General features: G+C 44.0%; 25 protein-coding genes, 1 tRNA gene and 1 pseudogene. 18 read left to right on the top strand and 9 right to left on the bottom strand.

Going from position 1 to position 20,192, the window contains the following annotated elements:
* The first annotated feature begins 13 nt into the window (after positions 1-13).
* Positions 14-1,591, top strand: coding sequence for a glycoside hydrolase family 43 protein (locus ACWA2B_RS17755; RefSeq protein ID WP_340932632.1), 1,578 nt, complete (start codon positions 14-16; stop codon positions 1,589-1,591).
* Positions 1,592-1,651: 60 nt separating this feature from the next.
* Here the strand turns inward: ACWA2B_RS17755 and ACWA2B_RS17750 are convergent, their stop codons facing one another.
* The gene (locus tag ACWA2B_RS17750) at positions 1,652-2,539 is read right to left on the bottom strand and encodes a LysR family transcriptional regulator (protein WP_029517721.1); all 888 of its coding nucleotides are present in this window, start codon (positions 2,537-2,539) and stop codon (positions 1,652-1,654) included.
* 118 nt (positions 2,540-2,657) lie between these two features.
* Between ACWA2B_RS17750 and ACWA2B_RS17745 the strand changes: the two genes are divergently transcribed.
* Together ACWA2B_RS17745 and ACWA2B_RS17740 are read left to right on the top strand one after the other, a co-directional pair.
* On the top strand, positions 2,658-3,683 hold the full coding sequence (locus ACWA2B_RS17745) for a YeiH family protein (RefSeq protein ID WP_069010298.1): 1,026 nt from the start codon (positions 2,658-2,660) through the stop codon (positions 3,681-3,683).
* A gap of 239 nt (positions 3,684-3,922) precedes the next feature.
* On the top strand, positions 3,923-5,467 hold the full coding sequence (locus ACWA2B_RS17740; protein WP_029517719.1) for a GH25 family lysozyme: 1,545 nt from the start codon (positions 3,923-3,925) through the stop codon (positions 5,465-5,467).
* 71 nt (positions 5,468-5,538) lie between these two features.
* On the opposite strand, the gene ACWA2B_RS17735 is transcribed toward ACWA2B_RS17740, so the two are convergent.
* Positions 5,539-5,805, bottom strand: coding sequence for a DUF2642 domain-containing protein (locus tag ACWA2B_RS17735; protein ID WP_025719729.1), 267 nt, complete (start codon positions 5,803-5,805; stop codon positions 5,539-5,541).
* Positions 5,806-5,973: 168 nt separating this feature from the next.
* On the opposite strand from ACWA2B_RS17735, the gene ACWA2B_RS17730 reads away from it, so the two are divergent.
* Positions 5,974-6,102: a hypothetical protein gene (locus ACWA2B_RS17730; protein ID WP_013371969.1), complete on the top strand. Its 129-nt coding sequence runs from the start codon at positions 5,974-5,976 to the stop codon at positions 6,100-6,102.
* Between the two features lie 189 nt (positions 6,103-6,291).
* Here the strand turns inward: ACWA2B_RS17730 and ACWA2B_RS17725 are convergent, their stop codons facing one another.
* Both ACWA2B_RS17725 and ACWA2B_RS17720 read right to left on the bottom strand, forming a co-directional pair.
* Positions 6,292-6,522 carry an LSm family protein gene (locus ACWA2B_RS17725; RefSeq protein ID WP_029517718.1) on the bottom strand — a complete coding sequence of 77 codons (231 nt, stop codon included), beginning with the start codon at positions 6,520-6,522 and terminating at the stop codon, positions 6,292-6,294.
* 112 nt (positions 6,523-6,634) lie between these two features.
* Positions 6,635-7,300: a cupin domain-containing protein gene (locus ACWA2B_RS17720; protein WP_165149139.1), complete on the bottom strand. Its 666-nt coding sequence runs from the start codon at positions 7,298-7,300 to the stop codon at positions 6,635-6,637.
* 457 nt (positions 7,301-7,757) lie between these two features.
* On the opposite strand from ACWA2B_RS17720, the gene ACWA2B_RS17715 reads away from it, so the two are divergent.
* From ACWA2B_RS17715 to ACWA2B_RS17690, 6 genes are all read left to right on the top strand, one after another.
* Positions 7,758-8,411, top strand: a complete 654-nt coding sequence (locus ACWA2B_RS17715) for a cell wall hydrolase (RefSeq protein ID WP_449292475.1) — start codon at positions 7,758-7,760, stop codon at positions 8,409-8,411.
* A gap of 183 nt (positions 8,412-8,594) precedes the next feature.
* Positions 8,595-8,945 (top strand): hypothetical protein, encoded by a 351-nt coding sequence (locus ACWA2B_RS17710; protein ID WP_029517714.1) that lies wholly within the window; start codon positions 8,595-8,597, stop codon positions 8,943-8,945.
* Positions 8,946-8,976: 31 nt separating this feature from the next.
* Positions 8,977-9,963, top strand: a complete 987-nt coding sequence (locus ACWA2B_RS17705) for a ketoacyl-ACP synthase III (protein WP_449292474.1) — start codon at positions 8,977-8,979, stop codon at positions 9,961-9,963.
* A 201-nt stretch (positions 9,964-10,164) separates the two neighbouring features.
* The gene (locus tag ACWA2B_RS17700) at positions 10,165-10,713 is read left to right on the top strand and encodes a GNAT family N-acetyltransferase (RefSeq protein ID WP_449292495.1); all 549 of its coding nucleotides are present in this window, start codon (positions 10,165-10,167) and stop codon (positions 10,711-10,713) included.
* Positions 10,714-10,846: 133 nt separating this feature from the next.
* A complete protein-coding gene (locus ACWA2B_RS17695; protein ID WP_029517711.1) occupies positions 10,847-11,950 on the top strand; it encodes a glycerol dehydrogenase in 1,104 nt (367 codons plus the stop codon).
* Between the two features lie 186 nt (positions 11,951-12,136).
* Positions 12,137-12,352: a hypothetical protein gene (locus ACWA2B_RS17690; RefSeq protein WP_013311038.1), complete on the top strand. Its 216-nt coding sequence runs from the start codon at positions 12,137-12,139 to the stop codon at positions 12,350-12,352.
* 72 nt (positions 12,353-12,424) lie between these two features.
* Here the strand turns inward: ACWA2B_RS17690 and ACWA2B_RS17685 are convergent, their stop codons facing one another.
* Positions 12,425-13,456, bottom strand: coding sequence for a glycosyl hydrolase (locus tag ACWA2B_RS17685; protein WP_029517710.1), 1,032 nt, complete (start codon positions 13,454-13,456; stop codon positions 12,425-12,427).
* Positions 13,457-13,486: 30 nt separating this feature from the next.
* Positions 13,487-13,765 (bottom strand): hypothetical protein, encoded by a 279-nt coding sequence (locus tag ACWA2B_RS17680; RefSeq protein WP_449292473.1) that lies wholly within the window; start codon positions 13,763-13,765, stop codon positions 13,487-13,489.
* 353 nt (positions 13,766-14,118) lie between these two features.
* Here ACWA2B_RS17680 and ACWA2B_RS17675 point away from each other — a divergent pair, with 353 nt between their 5' ends.
* The 3 genes from ACWA2B_RS17675 to ACWA2B_RS17665 all read left to right on the top strand — a co-directional run bounded on the left by ACWA2B_RS17675 (position 14,119) and on the right by ACWA2B_RS17665 (position 14,930).
* Positions 14,119-14,301 (top strand): hypothetical protein, encoded by a 183-nt coding sequence (locus tag ACWA2B_RS17675; protein WP_029517708.1) that lies wholly within the window; start codon positions 14,119-14,121, stop codon positions 14,299-14,301.
* Positions 14,302-14,354: 53 nt separating this feature from the next.
* Positions 14,355-14,681 (top strand): YnfA family protein, encoded by a 327-nt coding sequence (locus ACWA2B_RS17670; RefSeq protein ID WP_029517707.1) that lies wholly within the window; start codon positions 14,355-14,357, stop codon positions 14,679-14,681.
* A 96-nt stretch (positions 14,682-14,777) separates the two neighbouring features.
* Positions 14,778-14,930: a hypothetical protein gene (locus ACWA2B_RS17665; RefSeq protein ID WP_165149143.1), complete on the top strand. Its 153-nt coding sequence runs from the start codon at positions 14,778-14,780 to the stop codon at positions 14,928-14,930.
* Positions 14,931-15,005: 75 nt separating this feature from the next.
* On the opposite strand, the gene ACWA2B_RS17660 is transcribed toward ACWA2B_RS17665, so the two are convergent.
* Together ACWA2B_RS17660 and ACWA2B_RS17655 are read right to left on the bottom strand one after the other, a co-directional pair.
* Complete coding sequence (locus ACWA2B_RS17660; RefSeq protein ID WP_023989396.1) at positions 15,006-15,194, bottom strand: hypothetical protein; 189 nt, start codon at positions 15,192-15,194, stop codon at positions 15,006-15,008.
* 129 nt (positions 15,195-15,323) lie between these two features.
* Positions 15,324-15,482, bottom strand: a complete 159-nt coding sequence (locus ACWA2B_RS17655; RefSeq protein ID WP_013311032.1) for a hypothetical protein — start codon at positions 15,480-15,482, stop codon at positions 15,324-15,326.
* A 246-nt stretch (positions 15,483-15,728) separates the two neighbouring features.
* On the opposite strand from ACWA2B_RS17655, the gene ACWA2B_RS17650 reads away from it, so the two are divergent.
* Positions 15,729-15,814: transfer RNA gene (locus tag ACWA2B_RS17650), tRNA-Leu, on the top strand.
* Between the two features lie 1,214 nt (positions 15,815-17,028).
* Here the strand turns inward: ACWA2B_RS17650 and ACWA2B_RS17645 are convergent.
* Positions 17,029-17,357: pseudogene (locus ACWA2B_RS17645) on the bottom strand (response regulator transcription factor); the annotation flags it as partial.
* Between the two features lie 918 nt (positions 17,358-18,275).
* On the opposite strand from ACWA2B_RS17645, the gene ACWA2B_RS17640 reads away from it, so the two are divergent.
* Genes ACWA2B_RS17640 through ACWA2B_RS17625 form a run of 4 tightly spaced genes read left to right on the top strand, consistent with a single transcriptional unit; the run spans position 18,276 to position 20,185 of the window.
* Positions 18,276-18,857, top strand: coding sequence for a YkoP family protein (locus ACWA2B_RS17640; RefSeq protein ID WP_049816996.1), 582 nt, complete (start codon positions 18,276-18,278; stop codon positions 18,855-18,857).
* Positions 18,858-18,877: 20 nt separating this feature from the next.
* Positions 18,878-19,027: a hypothetical protein gene (locus ACWA2B_RS17635; RefSeq protein ID WP_449292472.1), complete on the top strand. Its 150-nt coding sequence runs from the start codon at positions 18,878-18,880 to the stop codon at positions 19,025-19,027.
* Between the two features lie 32 nt (positions 19,028-19,059).
* Positions 19,060-19,686, top strand: a complete 627-nt coding sequence (locus ACWA2B_RS17630; RefSeq protein ID WP_449292494.1) for a YqaA family protein — start codon at positions 19,060-19,062, stop codon at positions 19,684-19,686.
* Positions 19,664-20,185 (top strand): phosphatase PAP2 family protein, encoded by a 522-nt coding sequence (locus ACWA2B_RS17625; RefSeq protein WP_039272208.1) that lies wholly within the window; start codon positions 19,664-19,666, stop codon positions 20,183-20,185. The genes ACWA2B_RS17630 and ACWA2B_RS17625 overlap by 23 nt, the downstream gene beginning before the upstream one ends.
* Positions 20,186-20,192 lie beyond the last annotated feature (7 nt).

Below are 20,192 nucleotides of genomic sequence, written 5' to 3'. Positions count from 1 at the left end.
GAAGTGAGGTCTCATGATGATCCAAAATCCCATATTAAAAGGCTTTAATCCCGATCCGTGTATTACACGAGCCCTGGATACTTACTATATTGTGGTGTCATCGTTTGAGTGGCTGCCTGGAGTACGGGTGTACCAGTCCAAAGATTTGGCCCATTGGGAGCACTGCACAGATATTTTGACCGATCAGGTTGACTTAAGAGGTAATCCTAAAAATTGCAGTATTTGGGCACCACAGCTTAGTTATGCGGATAACCTTTTTTATCTGCTCTATACGGATGTGAAAAGCACCAAACGTCCGTTCAAGGATGTTCATAATTTTGTGATGACGGCGCCTACGATCCAAGGACCGTGGTCGGAACCCGTTTATCTGAATAGTAGCGGATTTGATCCGTCTTTATTTCATGATGATGACGAACGCAAATGGCTGTTGAACGCATTGTGGGATTATCGCATGTTGGAAAGCAATAAATCTTCCGGTATCGTCATGCAGGAGTATGATAGCAAGCAACAACAGCTCATTGGGGAGCCTGTTAAAATCTTTGATTGTACTCCTTTGAAGAAAACAGAAGCGCCTCATATCTACAAGCAAAACGGATATTATTATCTTGTTACAGCGGAAGGCGGAACGGGTACGGGGCATGCCGTTACCGTAGCACGCTCGAAGCAAATAACCGGACCATATGAAGTAGACCCGCACAACCCGATGCTTACATCACGTGATCGACAGGATTTCCCGTTACAATGTGCAGGACATGGCAGTCTTGTACAAACACCGGACGGCGAATGGTACATGGCTCATTTATGCACACGTCCGGTAGAGGGGAAATATGCCATTTTAGGACGGGAAACAGCCTTGCAGCAAGTGTACTGGAATGATGAAGGCTGGCTGCGATTAACCGCGGGGGGCCATACGCCTCAATTGGAGGTGCCTGCACCTCAAGGGACAATTTCGGTTAAGCAAGAGCAAAAGAGTAATATTTTCGAGGATTTTTTCGAGGGAGCCCTATTAGATAAAACGTGGAACACATTGCGTATCCTAGCGAACGAGAGCTGGTGTTCATTAAGTCAGCGCCCGGGCTATCTTCGAATCCATGCTGGGGAATCCATACAAAGTCTGTTCCAGCATCACGTGCTTGCCATTCGGCAAACAGATCATCATTTCCGGGTAGAAACAGCACTGGAGTACCAGCCAACAAGCTATTTGCAGATGGCGGGGCTACTACTGTACCTTAATGAAGAAGATTATTTGTACGCCTATATTAGCTATGAGGAAGGACAAGGGAAGGTACTACGCTTGATGCGATGTGAAGCCAATACATTTACTTTAGTTCCCCAAGCGATTACGCTTCAGGACGATCTTCCTATACATTTAGCTGTGGAAGTCCATGCATCCCACGGGCAATTTTATTATGGAGTCGGAGATAGACCTGCTTGGAAGCGACTTTTTGAAATGCAGGATATCAGCTTTTTATCCGGTGGTTTTACAGGGAATTTTGTAGGTATTGCTGCTCATGATATGCAACAGTTCCAAGGAAGCTACGCTGATTTTTCTCATTTCTTATATCATGGTATGGATCATCTTTCTTCATAAAAAATATTATAATGATGAATGCTGAAAGCACCTTTATGGGTGCTTTTTTGTTTATGCACGTTATCTTTTCACATTATAACTTCGCAAAACCTCCAAAAAAGCGGTGCATGCTTTCGTCTCAAATACTGCAGAAGGGGTCAGAAAAGAAAATTTCCGAATGAACGGGAGATTGAGAATATCCAATACTTCTAATGTTCCCAAAGCAAGTTCCTTCTGAATGACCCATTGGGACAGCAAAGAAATCCCCAAGCCTGCTTCTACAGACTCTTTGATGATCTGTGTACTGCCAAAATTCATCATATGAGAAGGATAAAATCGAAGCTGTGCAAACATCTTTTCAGCCGCCTCCCGGGTTCCAGAGCCTTCTTCCCGCAGAATCCAGATGTCCTCATGCAGCTCATTTATATCCACTTGAGATTTACCAGCCAAACGATGATTTTGCGGAACGACGATATACATTCGATCATCAGCAAATGATTCAATGTGTAGATGGTCATGCTGAAATTCTCCTTCGATAATCCCCACATCCAGTTGATTATGGATCACGAGCTTTTCAATTTCCAATGTATTGCCGATGGTAATGGAGGGCTGAATGAGTGGATACTGGATTCTCATTTGCGCAATCACATGCGGCAGCACATATTCGCCATACGTGTAGCTTGCACCAATAGACAGGTTACCCTTTGCCGTATGCATTAGCTCATCCACCAAGTACTGCATACGTGTATGGAGTCGGATAATCTCCTGGGCATGATGATACACAATTTCACCTGCTTTGGTTAAGCGCACATATTTATTACTACGCTCCAGGAGACGGGTTCCTACGCTACGTTCCAGCATTTGAATATACTGACTTACCGCAGGTTGGGTCATGTGTAATACCTCGGCAGCTCGTGTGAAGTTTTGTTTCTCTGCGACCCTAACAAATACGATTAAAGATTGGTCCAAAGCCCATTCCTCCAAATTTATTATATCTATTTACTTATTATCATAATTATAATGATTTATTTTTCTTATGACAAAAAACATATTAAGCTGGATGTATGTAGAATTGGAGGGGTTCACCATGAATAGTCATACACAACATACCAAATTATTTTCGAACAGAGGGCGATTATTCCAGCGTATATTTGGCATTATCCTAACGATGTTATTTGCTTTGGCAGGCTACGGTCTGAACGAATTGCCAGGCTTTCATTATGTAGGTCCATTGGCTTGTGCCATGTTTCTCGCTATTCTGTACCGACAGTTGTGGGGATACCCTGAAGCTGTGCGCTCAGGGGTTGAGTTTTCAGCAAAGAAAATACTACGCGGAGCGATTGTGTTATTTGGGCTGAAGCTGAATATGGATGTTGTCATTCATCATGGACTGGGTTTACTTTTGCGTGATGTGGGCACCGTTGTATTTTCCATCTTTTTTACGGTTTGGCTGGCAAAACGTTTCAAGGCAGATGCTTCGCTTTCGCTTCTTCTTGGTATTGGAACAGGAGTTTGCGGTGCAGCAGCGATTGCAGCGGTTTCTCCCTTGTTAAAATCCAAAGATGAGGATACAGCCATAGGAGTAGGACTCATTGCCTTGGTTGGTACGATATTTGCCATTTTGTTTACCGTGCTTCGACCCTGGCTTCCTTTGACGGATATGCAATATGGGATCTGGTCGGGCGTCAGTTTACATGAAATTGCACATGTGGCCTTAGCTGCAGCGCCTGCCGGACAGGATGCTCTTGCAATGGGCTTATTAGCCAAACTGGGGCGTGTTTTCTTGCTCATACCGCTCAGCTTTGTTTTAATGGTTTGGATGAAACGAACCGGAAAAATTCGTACAGATGCTAAAGTGGAGTTTCCCTGGTTCCTCATCGGCTTTATGGCTACAAGTGTTGTGGGCAGCTATGTTTTTGGAAAATATATTGTAGTTCCATCTAGTCTGACAAACGGAATTTCTCAAGTTACCACCTTTATGTTAACGATGGCTATGGTAGGTATGGGGCTGAATGTGAGCTTTAAGGCTTTGCGAGAGAAAGCAATGCTTCCCTTACTGGTACTGTCTGTTACCTCGATTATTCTTATAGGTTTAACATTTTTAACAGTATGAACATGAAGTATTCGTTTGTGATAAGATTGCTAGTAAACCAGATTAATAAAACTGGAAAAAGCTCTGCTTGCTATATAGCTGGTAGAGTTTTTTAGTACTTTTGTATGATAAAACTGAAATATGTACTGAATCAATCGTAACTTTTTACATATGATTCGCGTCTATCAAAATGGAGGTCCTGAGAATCATAGAGTGCAAGAATTTCATAAGCGAAAATATAGAGAATGGTAGGGTACATAATGAAGAAAATTTGTTTATTTGCTTTTTTGTTTCTGTTTCTACTAGCATTTCCAAGAGAGAGTCACGCTGCCTCTTCGAGTTCACATCTTCAGTTAGACGGTAAAGATATAAGTGTTGGCAAAGGTGTTCAGATTCAAGAAGTAAAGGGGAATATACTGGTTCCACTCCGTCTCATTGTAGAGGAATTGGGTTATAGCGTGAATTGGGAGTCCAAGACAGGGACCATAACTATACATAAGCAAAATCTTAACCTCAGTCTTCAGGTCAACAATCCCATGGCCTCTGTTAATGATCATCAAATGGGATTGGCTGTAGCGCCTTTGCTTAGAGAGGGGACGACTTATGTTCCGCTTCGCTTTGTATCCGAACAGACAGGGGTTGATGTGGTCTGGAACAACGAGCTTAAAACCGTGTTCCTGACGACTCCACCTGCTTCAAGCGGGAATAGCGAGTCCACTCATGATCATTCTGCTACTCCAGCTGTAAGTAATCCTAAAGAGAGTGCGCGCACGGCTATAAACCAAATTAGCTTCGCTAATCACCAATTGACTATAGCTGTTAATGGAAAAGTAACCCCCAAAGTAACTACGTTGACTCATGCAGACCGTATTGTTGTAGACATACCGGATACAAAGTTTGCTGAGGAATTTCTAGCATCGCAATCATTTGACAATAGTGGACAAGGAAGTTTTCCAGTCACAGAAGATCCAGATGTTTCCCAAGTAAGATATTCCATGTTTAGTACAACTCCCGCATCGGTACGTATTGTGGTTGATCTTAATAACAGCACACCTTTTCATATACTCAATGCAGATGATGGTAAGGTTGTTATAGCATTGGATCAGGAAACGGAGGAGCCATCAACTACCGAGAACGTTTTACCTACCATACCTGTTGCACCTGTGATTTCTTCCGATGGACACGCGCAAGGGATTGACGTCTCACACTATAATGGCAATATTGATTGGCAGCAAGTGGCAGCGGCAGGTAAAACATTTGCTTTTATTAAAGCTACAGAGGGCACAAAATATCAAGATAATCAATTTTTGATAAATGTACAGGGTGCCAGAGAGGCTAACATCTTGGTTGGCGCTTACCACTTTTTGAACGCAACTACCGCGGATGGAGCTCGTCAGGAAGCTGCTAACTTTGCTAGGGCTCTAGATTCAGCAGGAGGCAGGCTGGATCTGCCCCCTGTGATGGACTATGAAAATAACCCCAAAGGTCTTACTCCTGCACAAATTAATGAAGTGGCTCATGCCTTTTTGGATGAAATGGAGAGGCTTACCGGACGTCAGCCGATCGTATACACGGGTAATGTCTTTGCTTCCAAGTTTGATCCTACATTTTCTATGTATAAACTGTGGGTAGCCCGATACAGCACTACGCAAAAGCCGACCGCGGTTCCAGCTTGGAATAACTGGTGGGCTTGGCAGTACAGTAGCACAGGCAGTGTTCCGGGTATTCGAGGCCAAGTGGATTTGGATGAATACAACGGAACGATAGATGAACTCCGGGCTTCACTTGGAGGAGAGCTCGATTAGCATAATCATATCATGATCAATCCTCGCGAATCCGGAATAGGATCTGCGAGGATTTTTAATGTCTGTTTTGTTTAGTTGGGCATGATCCATACGATTTCGCTGATTCGAACAAAGAATTTTTTCCCATATACATCTAAAATGACATGGTCGGGCTTACAATCAACTACGCATCCATCAATTCTGCCACGAGTGGTCTCAAGTACAACGTACTTGCCGATCACCGATTTTAATGTTTCTACGACGTATGGATCTACAGGGTGCACCACGACGTGATGAGAGGTAGGATGGTGAGGAAAAGGTTGATTAACGTTGTAATTGAGCATTTGATTTGAATTCAATTGCTTCACTCCTTCAAGATTAGTTGTGTTATCCTATGCTCCTGCCTAGGAAAGGTGTAGGCTAATGCCCATCAGCGAAAACATTCATAACATTGCCAAAAAGCCCGGTCCATAGGAAAGCTCAATACATAAGCTATGTTGTACCTTGAATTGAAGGAGGCAATGACCATGAGTGAATGTGAAAGAGGTTGTGGCGGCGGTTCAGTAGGAGGCTACCCAGGAGTTTGGACATCGACAGGAGCTATTCTGGTACTGTTCATTCTGCTCGTTATCATTACGAAGTCTTTATGGGTTTAATTTAAAATGAGTAGCTTAACCCCCCATCGGTATATAACTGATGGGGGGTTAAGTGTTTTAGAGGATGGAATAAATGATAAAACACCTCAAATAACAGCGTACAAGCCCTACACAAATGGTGCCGGGCGAGACAGCTGTCATTTGAGGTACATTGGCATCTATAGACAGGAACGGACAATGGGTCAGGGATTAAATTAACGCAATCGCCAGCAGGGTGAACAGGCTCAATGTTAAGATTTGATTCCCATACCCGTAGCCAGGGTAAAAGGCAGACGTTTGTACACGTCCGTTCCGTTCTGTTTTTAAGTACACATTATTACGATCCACATCCATAATGGTTCCTTCGTACTGTTTTCCGTCCATGGTGAGAATACGCACCTTTTTATTCATGCAGTTCAAACAGTTGTAGTAAGCGTCCATTCCATCACCCCCTCTTATACATTGGCATTTTATGAGAGGGACGGTCTTATGGTAACGGCGAACATACAGGGAAAAGGTATTCCCTCGAACTTAGGACCTGACTAGAGTTAGCCTATTCTTGATAGGGATTAAAAGAGAAGCCAGGATATCCGTTAGTATAGGCGTAATCTCTTTGGGGGACGGCTTGATAGTGTGGTGAAGTATCAGCAAGCCTCACATGTATCCCAGGTTTTCGGGGGGGCTGCTGCTTGCAGTCATTGGGAGGACCGATGATGACAGGCTTTTTAATAGGGACGAGCGCTTCCTGAACCTTATTCTCATCCAGGCAGTAAGTATGAGCCATAATGTTATTTGGCGTTAGGCGCAAAATGTCAGATCCCAGTATAAATTCAGGGGTCGGGGCATCAAAAATCGTCAACAAATGAGTGTTATCCATCGTGGCGACCAGATAATGCCACCATCCTTGAGGGACGTTAGCCACTTGGCCAGGTGTGATCGGAAAATGCCGTAACTCGCGGGTAAAGGGGTTAATCAGTGACACGGTTACGGCTCCAGAGATGCAGTAGACCAGTTCTGTGGCATTTTGATGATAGTGAGGCTCCACAACATTAGCAGTGCTGAGGCGAATATCCAGCAGCGATACATTTGCCAATGTATTCAGCTGCTGGATCGACAGCTCGTTGATCGAATTTTGAGCATCCTTCTGAAACAAAACATTGTCTCTTAAATCATAGGTGAATTGTACAGTAGGAGAGGTGTAATCCATATATGAATTCACGCGTCGTTTCCAGCCTTTCTGTTATTCGAAATTTGAGGATCGTACGCTACTCTATGCATACGCCCATATATGTGTGCGCGGAAATGTGATTTGAATTCATAGAAATCAGGCTTCGGTCCCGGGTAAGTTAAAGCGAAAAATAGCGAAAAAAGTCACGTATTCAAGTGTATCCAGAACATGCTCCATTGCTTTTAATACACGTCATTCCTTTAGGGATGGCGTTTTATTTGCTTGGGTAGTCTTAGGACCAGAGCCGGATGATACGTAAATGCGGCTTGTGGTATACTGCAACGGACGTGTGAAAGCATGATTGTCCCATTCCGTATGTAGCCACGCGTCATTTCTGCAGCTAGGCATAAGTTATGTCATAAGAAACATCATCGGATAAACGTCCCTGAGTTGTACAGGCCGGAATGGTTGCACCGGACAGAACATGAAAGAGGAGGTTGTCTGGAATATGAAAAAATTATCTATTTTAATCCTGTCCTGCGCATGTATGTTAGGTACTGTATTTTCAGCCGCACCAGGACAAGCACAAGCACAATCGTCAGCTTTGAAGAAAGGGGTTCAAAGCGAACGGGTGCTGGAGCTTCAACAGCAGCTTCATTCGCTCGGTTATTTCAAAGCCGGGTTTACTGGGTACTATGGTTCTCTGACCAGTAAAGCGGTGACTCGTTTTCAACGGGATAACGGTCTGACACCTGATGGAGTAGCCGGAGCGGCTACACAAGGCAAGCTGAAATCCTTCGGTAAGGTGCGCGTAACCGCGCTGGATCAACTGGCTCGTATCATTTATTCTGAGGCGCGCGGAGAATCGTTTGAAGGTCAAGTGGCTGTCGGCGCTGTCGTATTAAACCGTGTTCAGTCCGGCGAGTTTCCAAGCTCGATCCCGGACGTTATTTTGCAGCCTGGCCAATTCACCGCTGTACAGGATGGACAATACCGCCTGAAACCCAACAAGACTGCGTACCGCGCAGCCAGACAGGCACTTAATGGTGCTGATCCGACCAATGGGTCCTTGTTTTATTACAACCCGGCCATTGCCACAGCCAAATGGAGTAAAAGTCGCCCGGCTGTCATCTCACTCGGTCGCCATACGTTTACGAATTAATTTCACATGAGAATACGCAAATTTCTAGCCGTCAGTTGCTTCTTTAGGAGCAGTGACGGTTTTTTATATTCGCAAATTTGTAATATTTTAGTGGTGATTTATCTGATTTAATATTAAAAATTCTACCTATTATTCCGATACTCTTAATAGACAAAAAAATGAAATTAAAGGAGTCTTTCTAAAATGAGTCAACATCCTTACACTATCGAAGTAGATCAAGCCATGAAAACGGTACATATGGCGGTGAATGGAGTGTTTAGCCAGGAGGAGTATGATAGCTTTGTAAAAGATTATGTAGCCAAAACCTCATCCATTCAGGCGTCCAGCTTTACACTCAAGGTAGATTGTACCCAGATGGCACTTTTGGGTCCGGGAGAAGTGGAAAAATTGAAGGGCTCATTTGTACGTTATAAAGAAACCGGATTTGCCAAAGTAATCTTTGGTATCAGCCTTCAACAAACCATTATTAAAATGCAGCTTGGTCGAGTAGCACGCGAAGCAGGATTAAACAACGTAGATATTGTTGTACAATAATGCGCTGACGTATGTGTAAGGGGGAAGCCTGATGAGCCATATCAAAATAAAAGCACTGGGTGTGTACCATCCGTCCCATTCGTTGGATAACGAATACTATGTTCGCCATTTTGACGAGCGGGGCAAGGATATTCGACGTTTCATGGAGCATATGGGCAGAAGACAGCGTTATATCATTGATGACCCGAACGAAAACGGTTTAACCATGGGAATTGCGGCTGCACAAAAAGCTCTGGAACAGGCTGGTATGACAGGCCGTGACGTGGATATGATCGTGTTCTCCACTCAAGTTCCTGAGTCACTGTTTCCGATGAATGCCTTGTTTGTTCACCATGCGATTGGGGCCAGACATGATGTGGCCGTGATGGATTCCAACGCGAATTGTGCAGGGATGACAGTCGCTGTCGATCAAGCCAGTCGGTCGATGTTATCTAATCCTGACGTGCGGACAGCGCTTATTATCGGGTCGGATTATAATTCACTCATTTCCGGTCCGGAGGATGAGATTACTTATGCGAACTATGGAGATGCTGCATGTGCGGTTATTTTGGAGCGTACAGAAGAAGACACCGGATTTATAGATTCTATGTATTTTACGGACCCAGTCAATATAGATAAAATTTTGTACCCGGCTCAGGGATTAGCGGCAACACTCCAAAGGAATGCCCCCGGAAAATATATTCAGTGGCTTCCGTTCGATGCTAATATGGCCTTGCCTCCTACATTTGATCTGCTTGAACGCATTTTAAAAAAGAATGGGCTATCGCCTCAGGATGTACGGGCTTATTGTCTGTCTCAGTTCTCGTTAGCAAATGTATTAAAGATTCAGGATCACTTGGAGCTAGAGGATGCCCAAATGATTTATGTGGGTGATCGATATGGTTACACAGGAACCAGTAGCCCGTTCATTGCTCTACATGAAGGTATTGAATCGGGTCGTATCCGGCGCGGTGATTATGTGCTGTTCTGGACGATTGGAGCTGGGTATCAGCTGGTTGCTATGTTGTTTAAATATTAGTTATGCGAAGACCTTGCAGCTGCAAGGTCTTTTTTTGTATCACACAATGACAATTGTAATGATTTGGTTGTGTTATGTTTGATTATTTTGTAAAATTTAAACATTGAATTCATAAGGGAGAGCTTATATTGCGGACATCGGATAGCATGATAATTATGACAGAAAACATAGCACACATTTCATAATAGGAGCTGAAGGGTCATTAAGATCGAAAATTTATTTTATGGAGAACGAATAAAGCTGGCCGCAGTCAGGGAAGAAGATGCCGAAGTGATGTTCAAATGGGGTGAGGATGCGAAGTATCTGCGAAATGTAGATACGGATTTAGCGCTTCCTTACACGTTGAAACAGATGGAGTCAGAAGGATCTCCCAGATCTAACGAGGTCTATTTTCGATTAAGAATATTGGCAGATGATGTCCTGATCGGATTTGTTGCTATCCACGGGATTGAGTGGAATAATCGCAGCGGACAACTGGCAATAGGTATAGGTAATACGGAGTACCGTGGCAAGGGCTTTGGGGCAGAAGCTGTAGGTCTCATTCTTCGGTATGCGTTTTATGAGCTCAATTTAAATCGGGTCGGCTTGGATGTGATTGAGTACAATACACAAGCGATCCGAACTTATGAGAAGGCGGGGTTCCAGCTTGAGGGTAGAGTTCGTTCCGCTGTTCTTCGTGATGGCAACAGTTATGATCGTATCATGATGGGTATCCTGTATTCTGAATGGAGCTCGACTGTTCAAGTATAATAGATACACAATTTGTTCATAAAATATTCCATAATAAGCCTTTTAATAATGTGAAAAGAGGTTTATAGTTAAGGGGTCACATGCCCAAATGGTTATTAATTTGAGTATGAGTCAAAGCTGAGGAGGAATTTACATGGCAAACGTTGTAAGATCCATCACTTCACCCAAGAAATTTATTTCTGGACAAAATCTGCTCTCGTCGTTAAATGACTATATTAAGGATTATGGCGATAAAGCCTTTGTTATCTGCGATGAGTTCATACTTGAAAGGGCCCAAAAGGAGGCAGGCGCTTCAATTGAAGCAGCTGGTAACCAAGTGGTCTTCGAGAAATTCCAATATGAATGTACAAAAGAAGAGATTGATCGTAACCGCGAATTGGTGCGTAAACATGGTTCGAACATTATCATAGGCATTGGCGGGGGAAAAACATTGGATACCGCTAAGGCAACGGCTTATTATGAAAAGCTGCCTGTTGTTATTTTCCCAACGATTGCTTCTACAGATGCTCCTTGTACCGCGCTTGCGGTTATATACAAAAAAGATGGCTCTTTTGATGAATATCTGTTCCTGCCTACTAATCCAGACGTTGTACTGGCGGATACAGGCATTCTGGCAGCAGCGCCTGCACGTTTCTTTGCAGCTGGAATCGGTGATGCACTGGCCACTTATTTTGAAGCTCGTGCTTGCTATCAGGCCAACGGGGATAACCTGGTTCTGAATAAGCCTTCCACTACAGGGCTGGGACTTGCTCGTCTTTGTTATGATACGTTGCTGGAAAATGCTGTGAAGGCCAAACGTGCTGTGGATCGTAAAGTATATACTCGTGCGGTGGAGGATACGATTGAAGCTACCATTTATCTGAGCGGTGTTGGTGCAGAATCAGGTGGATTGGCAGCAGCACACGCCATTCATAATGGTATGACGGCTGTTCCTTCGCTTCATAAAGCACAGCATGGTGAGAAAGTCACATTTGGTTTGTTAACCCAGCTAGTGCTGGAAAATGCACCGAAAGAAGAACTGGAAACCGTGATTAAACTGGTTAAGGATGTAGGTCTTCCATTGACACTTCGTGACTTGGGTGTAGAGGAATTTGTTGAGGCTGAATGGCGCCAAGTGGCTGAAGCTGCTTGTGCATCGAATGATACAATGGTCAACATGCCGTTCCCGGTTAGTCCTGCTGACGTGTACAATGCAATCATTGCAGCGAATGCAATAGCAGAATCCTATCAAGAATAGTTTCTTCCTAAATCACGAAAATGGGTTTGCAAAAACGGGTCTGTCACATCACTGGCAGACCCGTTTCGTGTACGTGCACTACATGTGAAACGAAAGAAGGATACCAGGGACTTATATCCTATCTTGTTCTGACCGATATACATGTAACAGGGAGATTAGGTTGGTTACACAGCAGGAGGAGATTTGATGTTGGTGCATGGTAAAACACGTAGGGGCAACTTGTACATCCATATGTCCAGCGGTTTTCACAAAATTGGAGATTATCGGGAAGAATACTCTGTAGCACCGGGTGATCGGCTGATGTCTAGACTGTCCAAGCGGATCTACACCATTGTATCCGTACATCTTGGAGAAGAGGCATATGCCGATATTGATCTAGAAGAGGTTATCAGGAATAGTTAGAGAACTTTATTTGGATTTTGGTATAAAAAAGCTTTCACTTTGCTTCTAGAGCGAAGTGAAAGCTTTTTTCTTTCAGTCCAGAGATTCATGAAGAAGGTCTCGTGTAATGATATTATTTTGGTTCATAAAATGTCTGATTGCTGCTTGTGAATTGGTTGCCGACAGTTCCTTACCCCATGTCATGGCATAGGCCCAGGCTGGCTGGTTCTGCAGCACCTTCGCACTTGGCAGAATATTACTTTCTCCGATTCCCATAGGCTTGCCCTGCGCAAGCTTTAGTAATTCGGTGTAGTAAGAGGATTTGTAATCATTGTTATAGATATCAGCTGCAAGAATATCTACCCGGTTAATACCTGGGAAGGAAAGATCATAAGGAGTGCTATATGCGTTTGGGGCATTGGGACTCCACACCCACAACAGGTTATCCAGATGATGGACATGAGTAAATCGATCATACATTAAATTCCACAACTTGGCGTAATTTTGCTTGTCTCCCCACCAAAACCAGTTGCCGTTCATTTCATGATAGGGCCTCCATAAAACAGGTACATCCGCGTCTCGTAAGGTCTTAAGGGACAGAGCCACCTCATCCAGATCGGCGATCAGTTGTTTATATTGCGGGGTACCTGGCGTGATGTAACGATTAAATTCAGCTTGAGTAATTTTTGCTTGTACGTTTTTCCACGTTTTGGGTTTGCCCGGTAGCGCCTGATGGAAGGTAACAGCTACGATTCCGCCGCCCCGACTCCATTGGATAGCACTATTCACAACATGCTGACGTTGCTCTCGTAGGGCCGTAAGAGACTGATTGGCTAATCCTCCAAACTCATAGCCGTGAAGCCCTGCGTATTGTCCGCTGATTTGTTGTAGCTTGTTATTTTGTTCATCCGGTGCCTCTAAGTAATCATGCTGCCCGGAAATTAGCATACCATCCGGTACATTAGATAGGTAGGCAAGTAATTGCTTGGCTTTGGCAGAGGCCTGAACATTAATTGGCGGGGCGGCATCGGCAACAATGAACGATTGCTGAGAGCCGCTGAAGAGTAAAACAAGCATTAGCAGTAGCACCCTCTGTAACCAAAAGCGTGTTGAGTGAGATTTCATGGCGCTCCTCCTTTGATGCATGGTAATGGATTAGTATTTTTCTTTTTGCTTTCTAAGCTGTATATAGGCACTAATAATAATCATCAGCAGACTAATCATGGCCCATCCATTGAATTCCTGTGAGTGTATCCAGTTGTCCCATACAAGGAAGCCTAAAATTACAACGAGCAAACTCATAGTGAGATACATTTTGGTTTGTGCTGGACGTTGAGTGCGTTTCGAAATCCAATGTATGATGCCGAAAACGATGGCTGCCTGAAATAAAAATATACCCATTATCATTAAACTTGCTAAAAAGATTGGGGACATCGGTATCCTCCTCCTGGGTTTACAAACAGAATATGCAGGTTGTAAACGGAATGTGGATTCTTGGATGTGAATTTAATTGCAAGTTGAGTAAACAATTGAGCACTGGTTACGATCTTGAACAAGTTGACTAAATTATACCATAACTACCGTCCTGCAATGAAAGACGTCTAAATACCCACTCTACCTTGATTCGACATCAGACTTTATATTCAGCGAAATATTGACATAAGGGGGTACACTTCACATATATGAAGATGCAATCAGAAATATGTGGTAAGTATATACATAAAAGCAACGCGAAATCGACGGAAAAGTTTGGTATGATTAAAGTGGATTGAAAAGGAGGTACTCTTATGAATGAAGAAAACAGACCATTCTCTAGATCGGCAGATGCTGAAGGAGCAAAAGCGAACTTTGATGCCAATCAGCGGAAGCTCCACTCCGAGGGAGTGCCTAGCTTATGGCGTCAGGTCAGCAACCTGCTGATTCTGGTTGGTGTGATTGCATTAATTATCATTTTAGGTCGAGTGCTCTAATGAGATATCCCAAAAAAATCAAAAAAAATTTAAAGAATTAGGGATGTGAAATGGTGCTAAAGGCAGCTTTACTTTTTATATTGGCTGGCATCGCTGAAATTGGAGGAGGATATTTGATTTGGCAGTGGCTGCGGGAAGGGAAGACATGGTATGTCGGACTTTGCGGCGGATTAATTTTAGCTGTGTATGGAATTATTGCTACCTTTCAGGTATTTTCCTCCTTTGGGCGTGTATATGCAGCATATGGTGGTGTCTTTATTGTTCTTTCCATTGCATGGGGCTGGTGGATTGATAAAAAGACACCCGACTTGTACGATTTCATTGGTGGATTGATTTGTTTGGTCGGTATAGCTGTAATCCTGTTTCCGCGATCAGGATGATAGGACGAAAAACCCTTTTTTTATTTTTAAAAACATGACTATAGGTCTACAAAAACAAGCTTCATATTCCGAAATAGAACTTAAGGAGGGGGTTCTATGAACTGGAATCAAATGAAGCTTAGATTGAAATTTGGCAGTACCATGCCAAAAAATGAAGGTAATTTCTCTTTTGGTATCATGTGTGGACTCTTAATCAGCATCGTGCTGTGGATCTCGATCATTGGCTGGATCATGCTGATCTTTAAGTGATTTTACGAAATCGCTGTACATATCAAAACAAATGCATTAAGGGCTACTTTAAACCTATGTCCTATTACCCACGCTTTATTTTGTGAAATCGTTACGTAACTTGTCTATCCCGCGACCTATGGCTTCATCAATCATATCGGTAGCAGCAGGTGTATCTGCATCAGTGTCAGGAATGCGATTAAATCCTGGCTCGCGCTTGTCCAGGGATTGTTTATGTTCAATTTGATCGTCAGTACGATTCTTTTCAGAGTTATTATCTCTCATAGCACATCACAGCTCCTTTTATTAGGTACATCAGCTTCTATACTTTACATAAACGTTTGTACTCCAGACTAAACGTTGATAAAAATAAAACCGGGGGGGGAGTAATCCCGCCCGGCACTTCCCAAACAACTAGCGATGCTCAATCAGATCAATCGCTCCCAGAACAACATGAGCCAGTCCGAAACCGAGAATGCCTGTAGCTGCAAGTTTGTACTTACTGCTCAGCAACACAGCGCCTGAAGCCGATACTACCGTTCCAAGAACAGCTGGAATCATACCTTCACGCATTCGTAACACCCCTTCTGGTAGTTTGGAAAGACGTTTATTAGTGTAATTCAAATGTGCATAAGTTATACAAAAAGAAATTTTATTATTTTTTTAAAAAAAACTTTACAATCCGATGAAATTATCGTATTATATGTTGGTGCCCGGTTGAACGACATTTACATAGCGAGAACACTTCTTAATAAGTAAGCTTCTCAGATACTTGTAAGACAAGAACAAGTAAGTGTAAAATAGCGTTCCTAAGATTATGCCGGGGTGGCGGAATTGGCAGACGCACAGGACTTAAAATCCTGCGGTAGGTGACTACCGTACCGGTTCGATCCCGGTCCTCGGCACTATTGTTTTTCTTTTGAATCCCTTGATTATCAAGGGATTTTTTATTTTTTAGTGATTGAAATCCTGGCTTCCATATCACAGGATCACAGGGAGCGAGCGCCTTTTTCGCTCCTGGGGACGGATTGGGGACGAACTTTTGGATCGAAGACATCGAGGTGTGCTGTTGTTTTACGACTAAGCTTCTTGGTGATGTGAGCATAGGTATCTGAAGACACCTGAGATGTGGAATGTCGTAATCGATGTTGAATCTCCTCGATAGATGCTCCCTGGCCCAGCAATACGTTGCATTTGTATGGCGGAGATCATGAAGTGATACATTACGGAAGCTGTGCCGCTCACACCAGTTTTTCCACTGCTGGGACGGCGTTGTATGGTAATAGGGTTTCCCTGTACCTGAATGAAAAACAAAGTTACGATCCCCGCCTTTCCATGTCCCATTTGCCTTTGTCTCAAACCTTAATTTCCGCATGCTTTTAACATGGACGGCCAGTTCCTCCATGTACCATTGTGGCATATCTACATAATCGTTAGATGCTTCATTCTTGGTATCTGTAATGTCCGCCTGGCCATTTTTGGTGCTGTCAACCGAATACTGGATTTTGTCACCAACGACTATGGACGGGGGACGAAACGAAACAAGAAAAGTGAAAATGGACTCAGGATGCCAGAAGTAAATTAGACCGTAAGGGCTTAAGCCTTTGCGGTCTTTATTGTAGGTGTCTAAAGTTCTAGACTGAAAAATAAAGTAATAGTCTGAATGAGAAATTATCTAAGATCAATACATTGGTCTCCTCATCAAGATACCAACCAGGTGTTTATCGTGCTCGAAGAAGAGATGTTCATTGATTTCCGCGATAGCCAAGTAAAGATTTCCCAAGATGTTGTTTATTGTACCAAGGGTGTCGAACACAAAACTTTCGCTAACCAGGAGTATCATATCATGTTAGTAGAGCCCAGGGGCGTAGTAAACACTGGCGAGACTGAGTCAGAATTAACAGCAGTCAATGATATTTGGATCTAATGCATTTAGCTTCAGTTCGATTACATCGTTAAAGTAACGGGACACGATAGTTCAACTTCACTTGCTGCTATGACGAGAACCGGATTCCCCTGTAAGGGTCCGGTTTTTTCTGCAACGCATTGCTTAGCATACGATTTTTTCCGTTTCGTGAGGTGCCCCCTATATCGTGAGTACCATCGGGAAATTCTCCAGCTACACGATATTCTTCATTCGCGCCATTTCTATTGCTTCTTCGCGGTTGTTGACGCCGAGTTTTGAGTAGAGAATCGAGCAGTAATTGCGGATCGTTCCCTCCGATAAAAATAGCTTGGTGGCGATCGATTTGTAGCGCAGTCCGCTCAACAGATGCTCCAGAACTCCATCACGCGTTTCGTAAGCCCGTACGGGTAGTTTCCCTGACTTGAACCGATTTTCTCCAACTGCTCACGTTGACGCTTCATCTCTTCGAAAACTCGCGTAGCGACCGATTGGTCGATCCAGATTCCTCCATTATAAATAAGTTTCAAGGCTTCCTTCATCTCAATTTCCGAATGATTCAGACTATCATGCAATATAACTTCCCGATCCGTCAAGCGACAGAGGGTGGGGTAACTGCGGTTAGAACGTAGTTTAGCAAGCACGTCATATAAGACAGTTGACAGTTTGTCATGCGGTATATGTGACAGGTCCAAGTCAATGTCATCAAAAGCTTGGCGGTTTTATCACTGTTCGATTTAACAGTATCGGAGGTAAGATGAGGGGGTAAAGCAGAACAAGATTCTAAAATAATAGGAGCGATTGCGTTATGAAATCATTCACCATTCGAAAAGGAGTTGCACTTACTATAATAGCTATATTGGAGACGGATTCCTAACGCTGCTCTTTAACGATTCGCTACTTCAGGGATTTGAACTCACGTTCTTATTCAGCTGTACATTTCTTACAGGTGGTACGCAGAACTGAATGGATTGTTTAGCTTCGGCCGTAAGAGGGCGACGAATCCTTAGGTTGCAGGGTTTGTTGAAGAAGATGTCTATGAGGGGACTTTCCGTCATTTTCCCGGCACGCGCTGCACACTGCTTTAATTGAAGGTTTCCGATCAGCATCGTACCGATGTGATTCGGGTCATCCGGACTTTTCAGAAGGAGAAGCCATCTTATCAGTATTACCTGATTGGATTGTTAGGAGTGCAAATGAATCTCAACTAGCATGTAACGAAATTATTTTTGGTCGCACTTATATATCAGATTAAACTTGAGCGATCAGCGATGTGCATCAAATTGAGTGAAGGCCCCCCTCAAGACGGGCCACCATCCAGTACCTCAGCCCGGATGCTTTTTTGGTTAAATCCTCTATCATAAAAGTAACAAAAATAAGGAATTCACATAGGAATATTATTTCAGTTGGACAATTTCAATAAAATTTGTCGATTAAAATAAGAATGAGGGATGATTGGATCAATGTTGCTTCGTTTACGCAAATCTTCAATGCAGGCGGCCTGGATGGTGTGGGAAAGAGGGTTCGATTGGATTTCACGCTTTCGCGGCTCGCATACATCGCACTTTGGAATTTGCAAAGTCATGATTAAGAAACACCGAGGGGAGAGTATCGTCTGTGCGGACTCCACGATCATCAATAAAGGCGATCTGGTCGGGGAACTCCATCTCAATAATGAAACGATTCTGACGCTGATCAAATCCGAAGACTCAGACCGCGCAGCGCTCATGACGGCCCGGCTTACACGGAAATCCATGCAGCAGATCAGCGAGGCATTCGCAAGTCAGCCGGAGTTCAGAGAGGTGAAGGCGTTAGTCGGCGTTACGCTGCTTCATCGTGGTTTGATACATGGTCTTGGTTTCGAACAACAACCGATGAAATCCGATCTGTTCCAACGCATTACAACGGCTTATCTCCGATTATTGTTATCCGTCATGCACCCTGAAGGCAAGAAGCGGATTGGCCGCAAGACCGAAAAATTGATACCGATGATGCTGATTCACTCCCGCAGCTCGCTGAGGAACCGATTTATGACGGTGAAGTGACGGTCCGTTTCAAAGGAGTTATGTCTACCCAAATCAAGCTCCAATTAATTAAAAAAAAAGAAACTAAGAGCGTGGTGAGTAAGTTCCTGGAGGGCGGTATGGAGTTGGAAACACAGCGATTGGAAACCCATACCGCCCGGAGGCAACCTATTTTTCATCATGCTCTGTAACAAAGGCGGGATAGGCATTCATGGATAAAATTATGGAATTTTTACAGAACTTTGGAGCGACGGGACTTTTCATTCACGCTATGCTCGATGCGATTATTTTCCCCATCCCGGCGTTCTTCCTGCAGCTTTCTTTAAGCGCGGTGCAACCGGAGTCGGCTTTATGGCTCGCTACGGTTGGCTTTGCAGGAAGTCTGCTTGGGACACCGATCGGTTATGGGATCGGCAAGGTGTCGGGAAAGCATGTTATGGGTGGTGTAATGAAGAAAAAATGGCTGGATTCGGCAAGCGACTTATTTGCCCGCCGCGGCGAGGCTGCAATCCTGATCGGATCGTTCACTCCGATCCCATTTAAAATATTTACGATTTTATCTGGATGCATGAATTATCCATTGTGGAAGCTGCTCAGCTATGCGGCCATTGGCCGGGCGGTGAAGTTTTATGTAGTCGGTTTTCTCTTCTATATATATGGCCGTGCGGCAGAGAATATGGTGAACCAAGTTCTCACGATTACGCTGGTGGGCATTGGTGTTGCGATTGCGGCAATATGGTTCTTGATACGGAAGCTGTGCGAGCGGAGGAAGATAAGGGATGAACATCAACCGATCGAAAAAAAAGGGAATGGAGGCGGAAAACAGGATGCAGTGGATAAGGCGAATTGATCAAACGATGTTCTTCTGGTGCAACCAGCGGCTGAGCAGTAGGGCAATGGACCGATTGTTCGGATGGATTACCCATTTGGGCGGAGCTTTGTTTACCATCATTTGCGCCGTGTCCTTGGCATGGTTCGCCGAGGGGGAGTTCAGCAGAATCGGGCTGCAAAGCTTGATCGCACTGGCCGTTAGCCATATCATTGCTGTCCTGATCAAGAGAAAGGTGCGCAGAGACCGGCCTTTCCGCAAGCTGGAGCAGGTGAAGGTAGGCAAATTCCCGTTGAAGGATTATTCCTTCCCATCCGGCCATACTACCGCTATTTTCGCCCTGGTTACACCTTTTATGTTGGCCTCATCGCCGGCAATTATGCTTGTCTTGATTGGTCTGGCCTTGTTGGTGGCCATATCCCGGGTTTATTGGGGCTATCACTATCCGATCGATTGTGTGGCTGGTGGGATGGTCGGATTCCTAACGGCGGTGCTGGTTGTTTTGTTCATGCATAGTTAAATTTCAC

The sequence above is a fragment of the Paenibacillus sp. CMM36 genome, assembly GCF_053570945.1.
The sequence above is the reverse complement of the archived record's forward strand: the minus strand, read 5'-3'. Positions and strand labels throughout refer to the sequence as shown.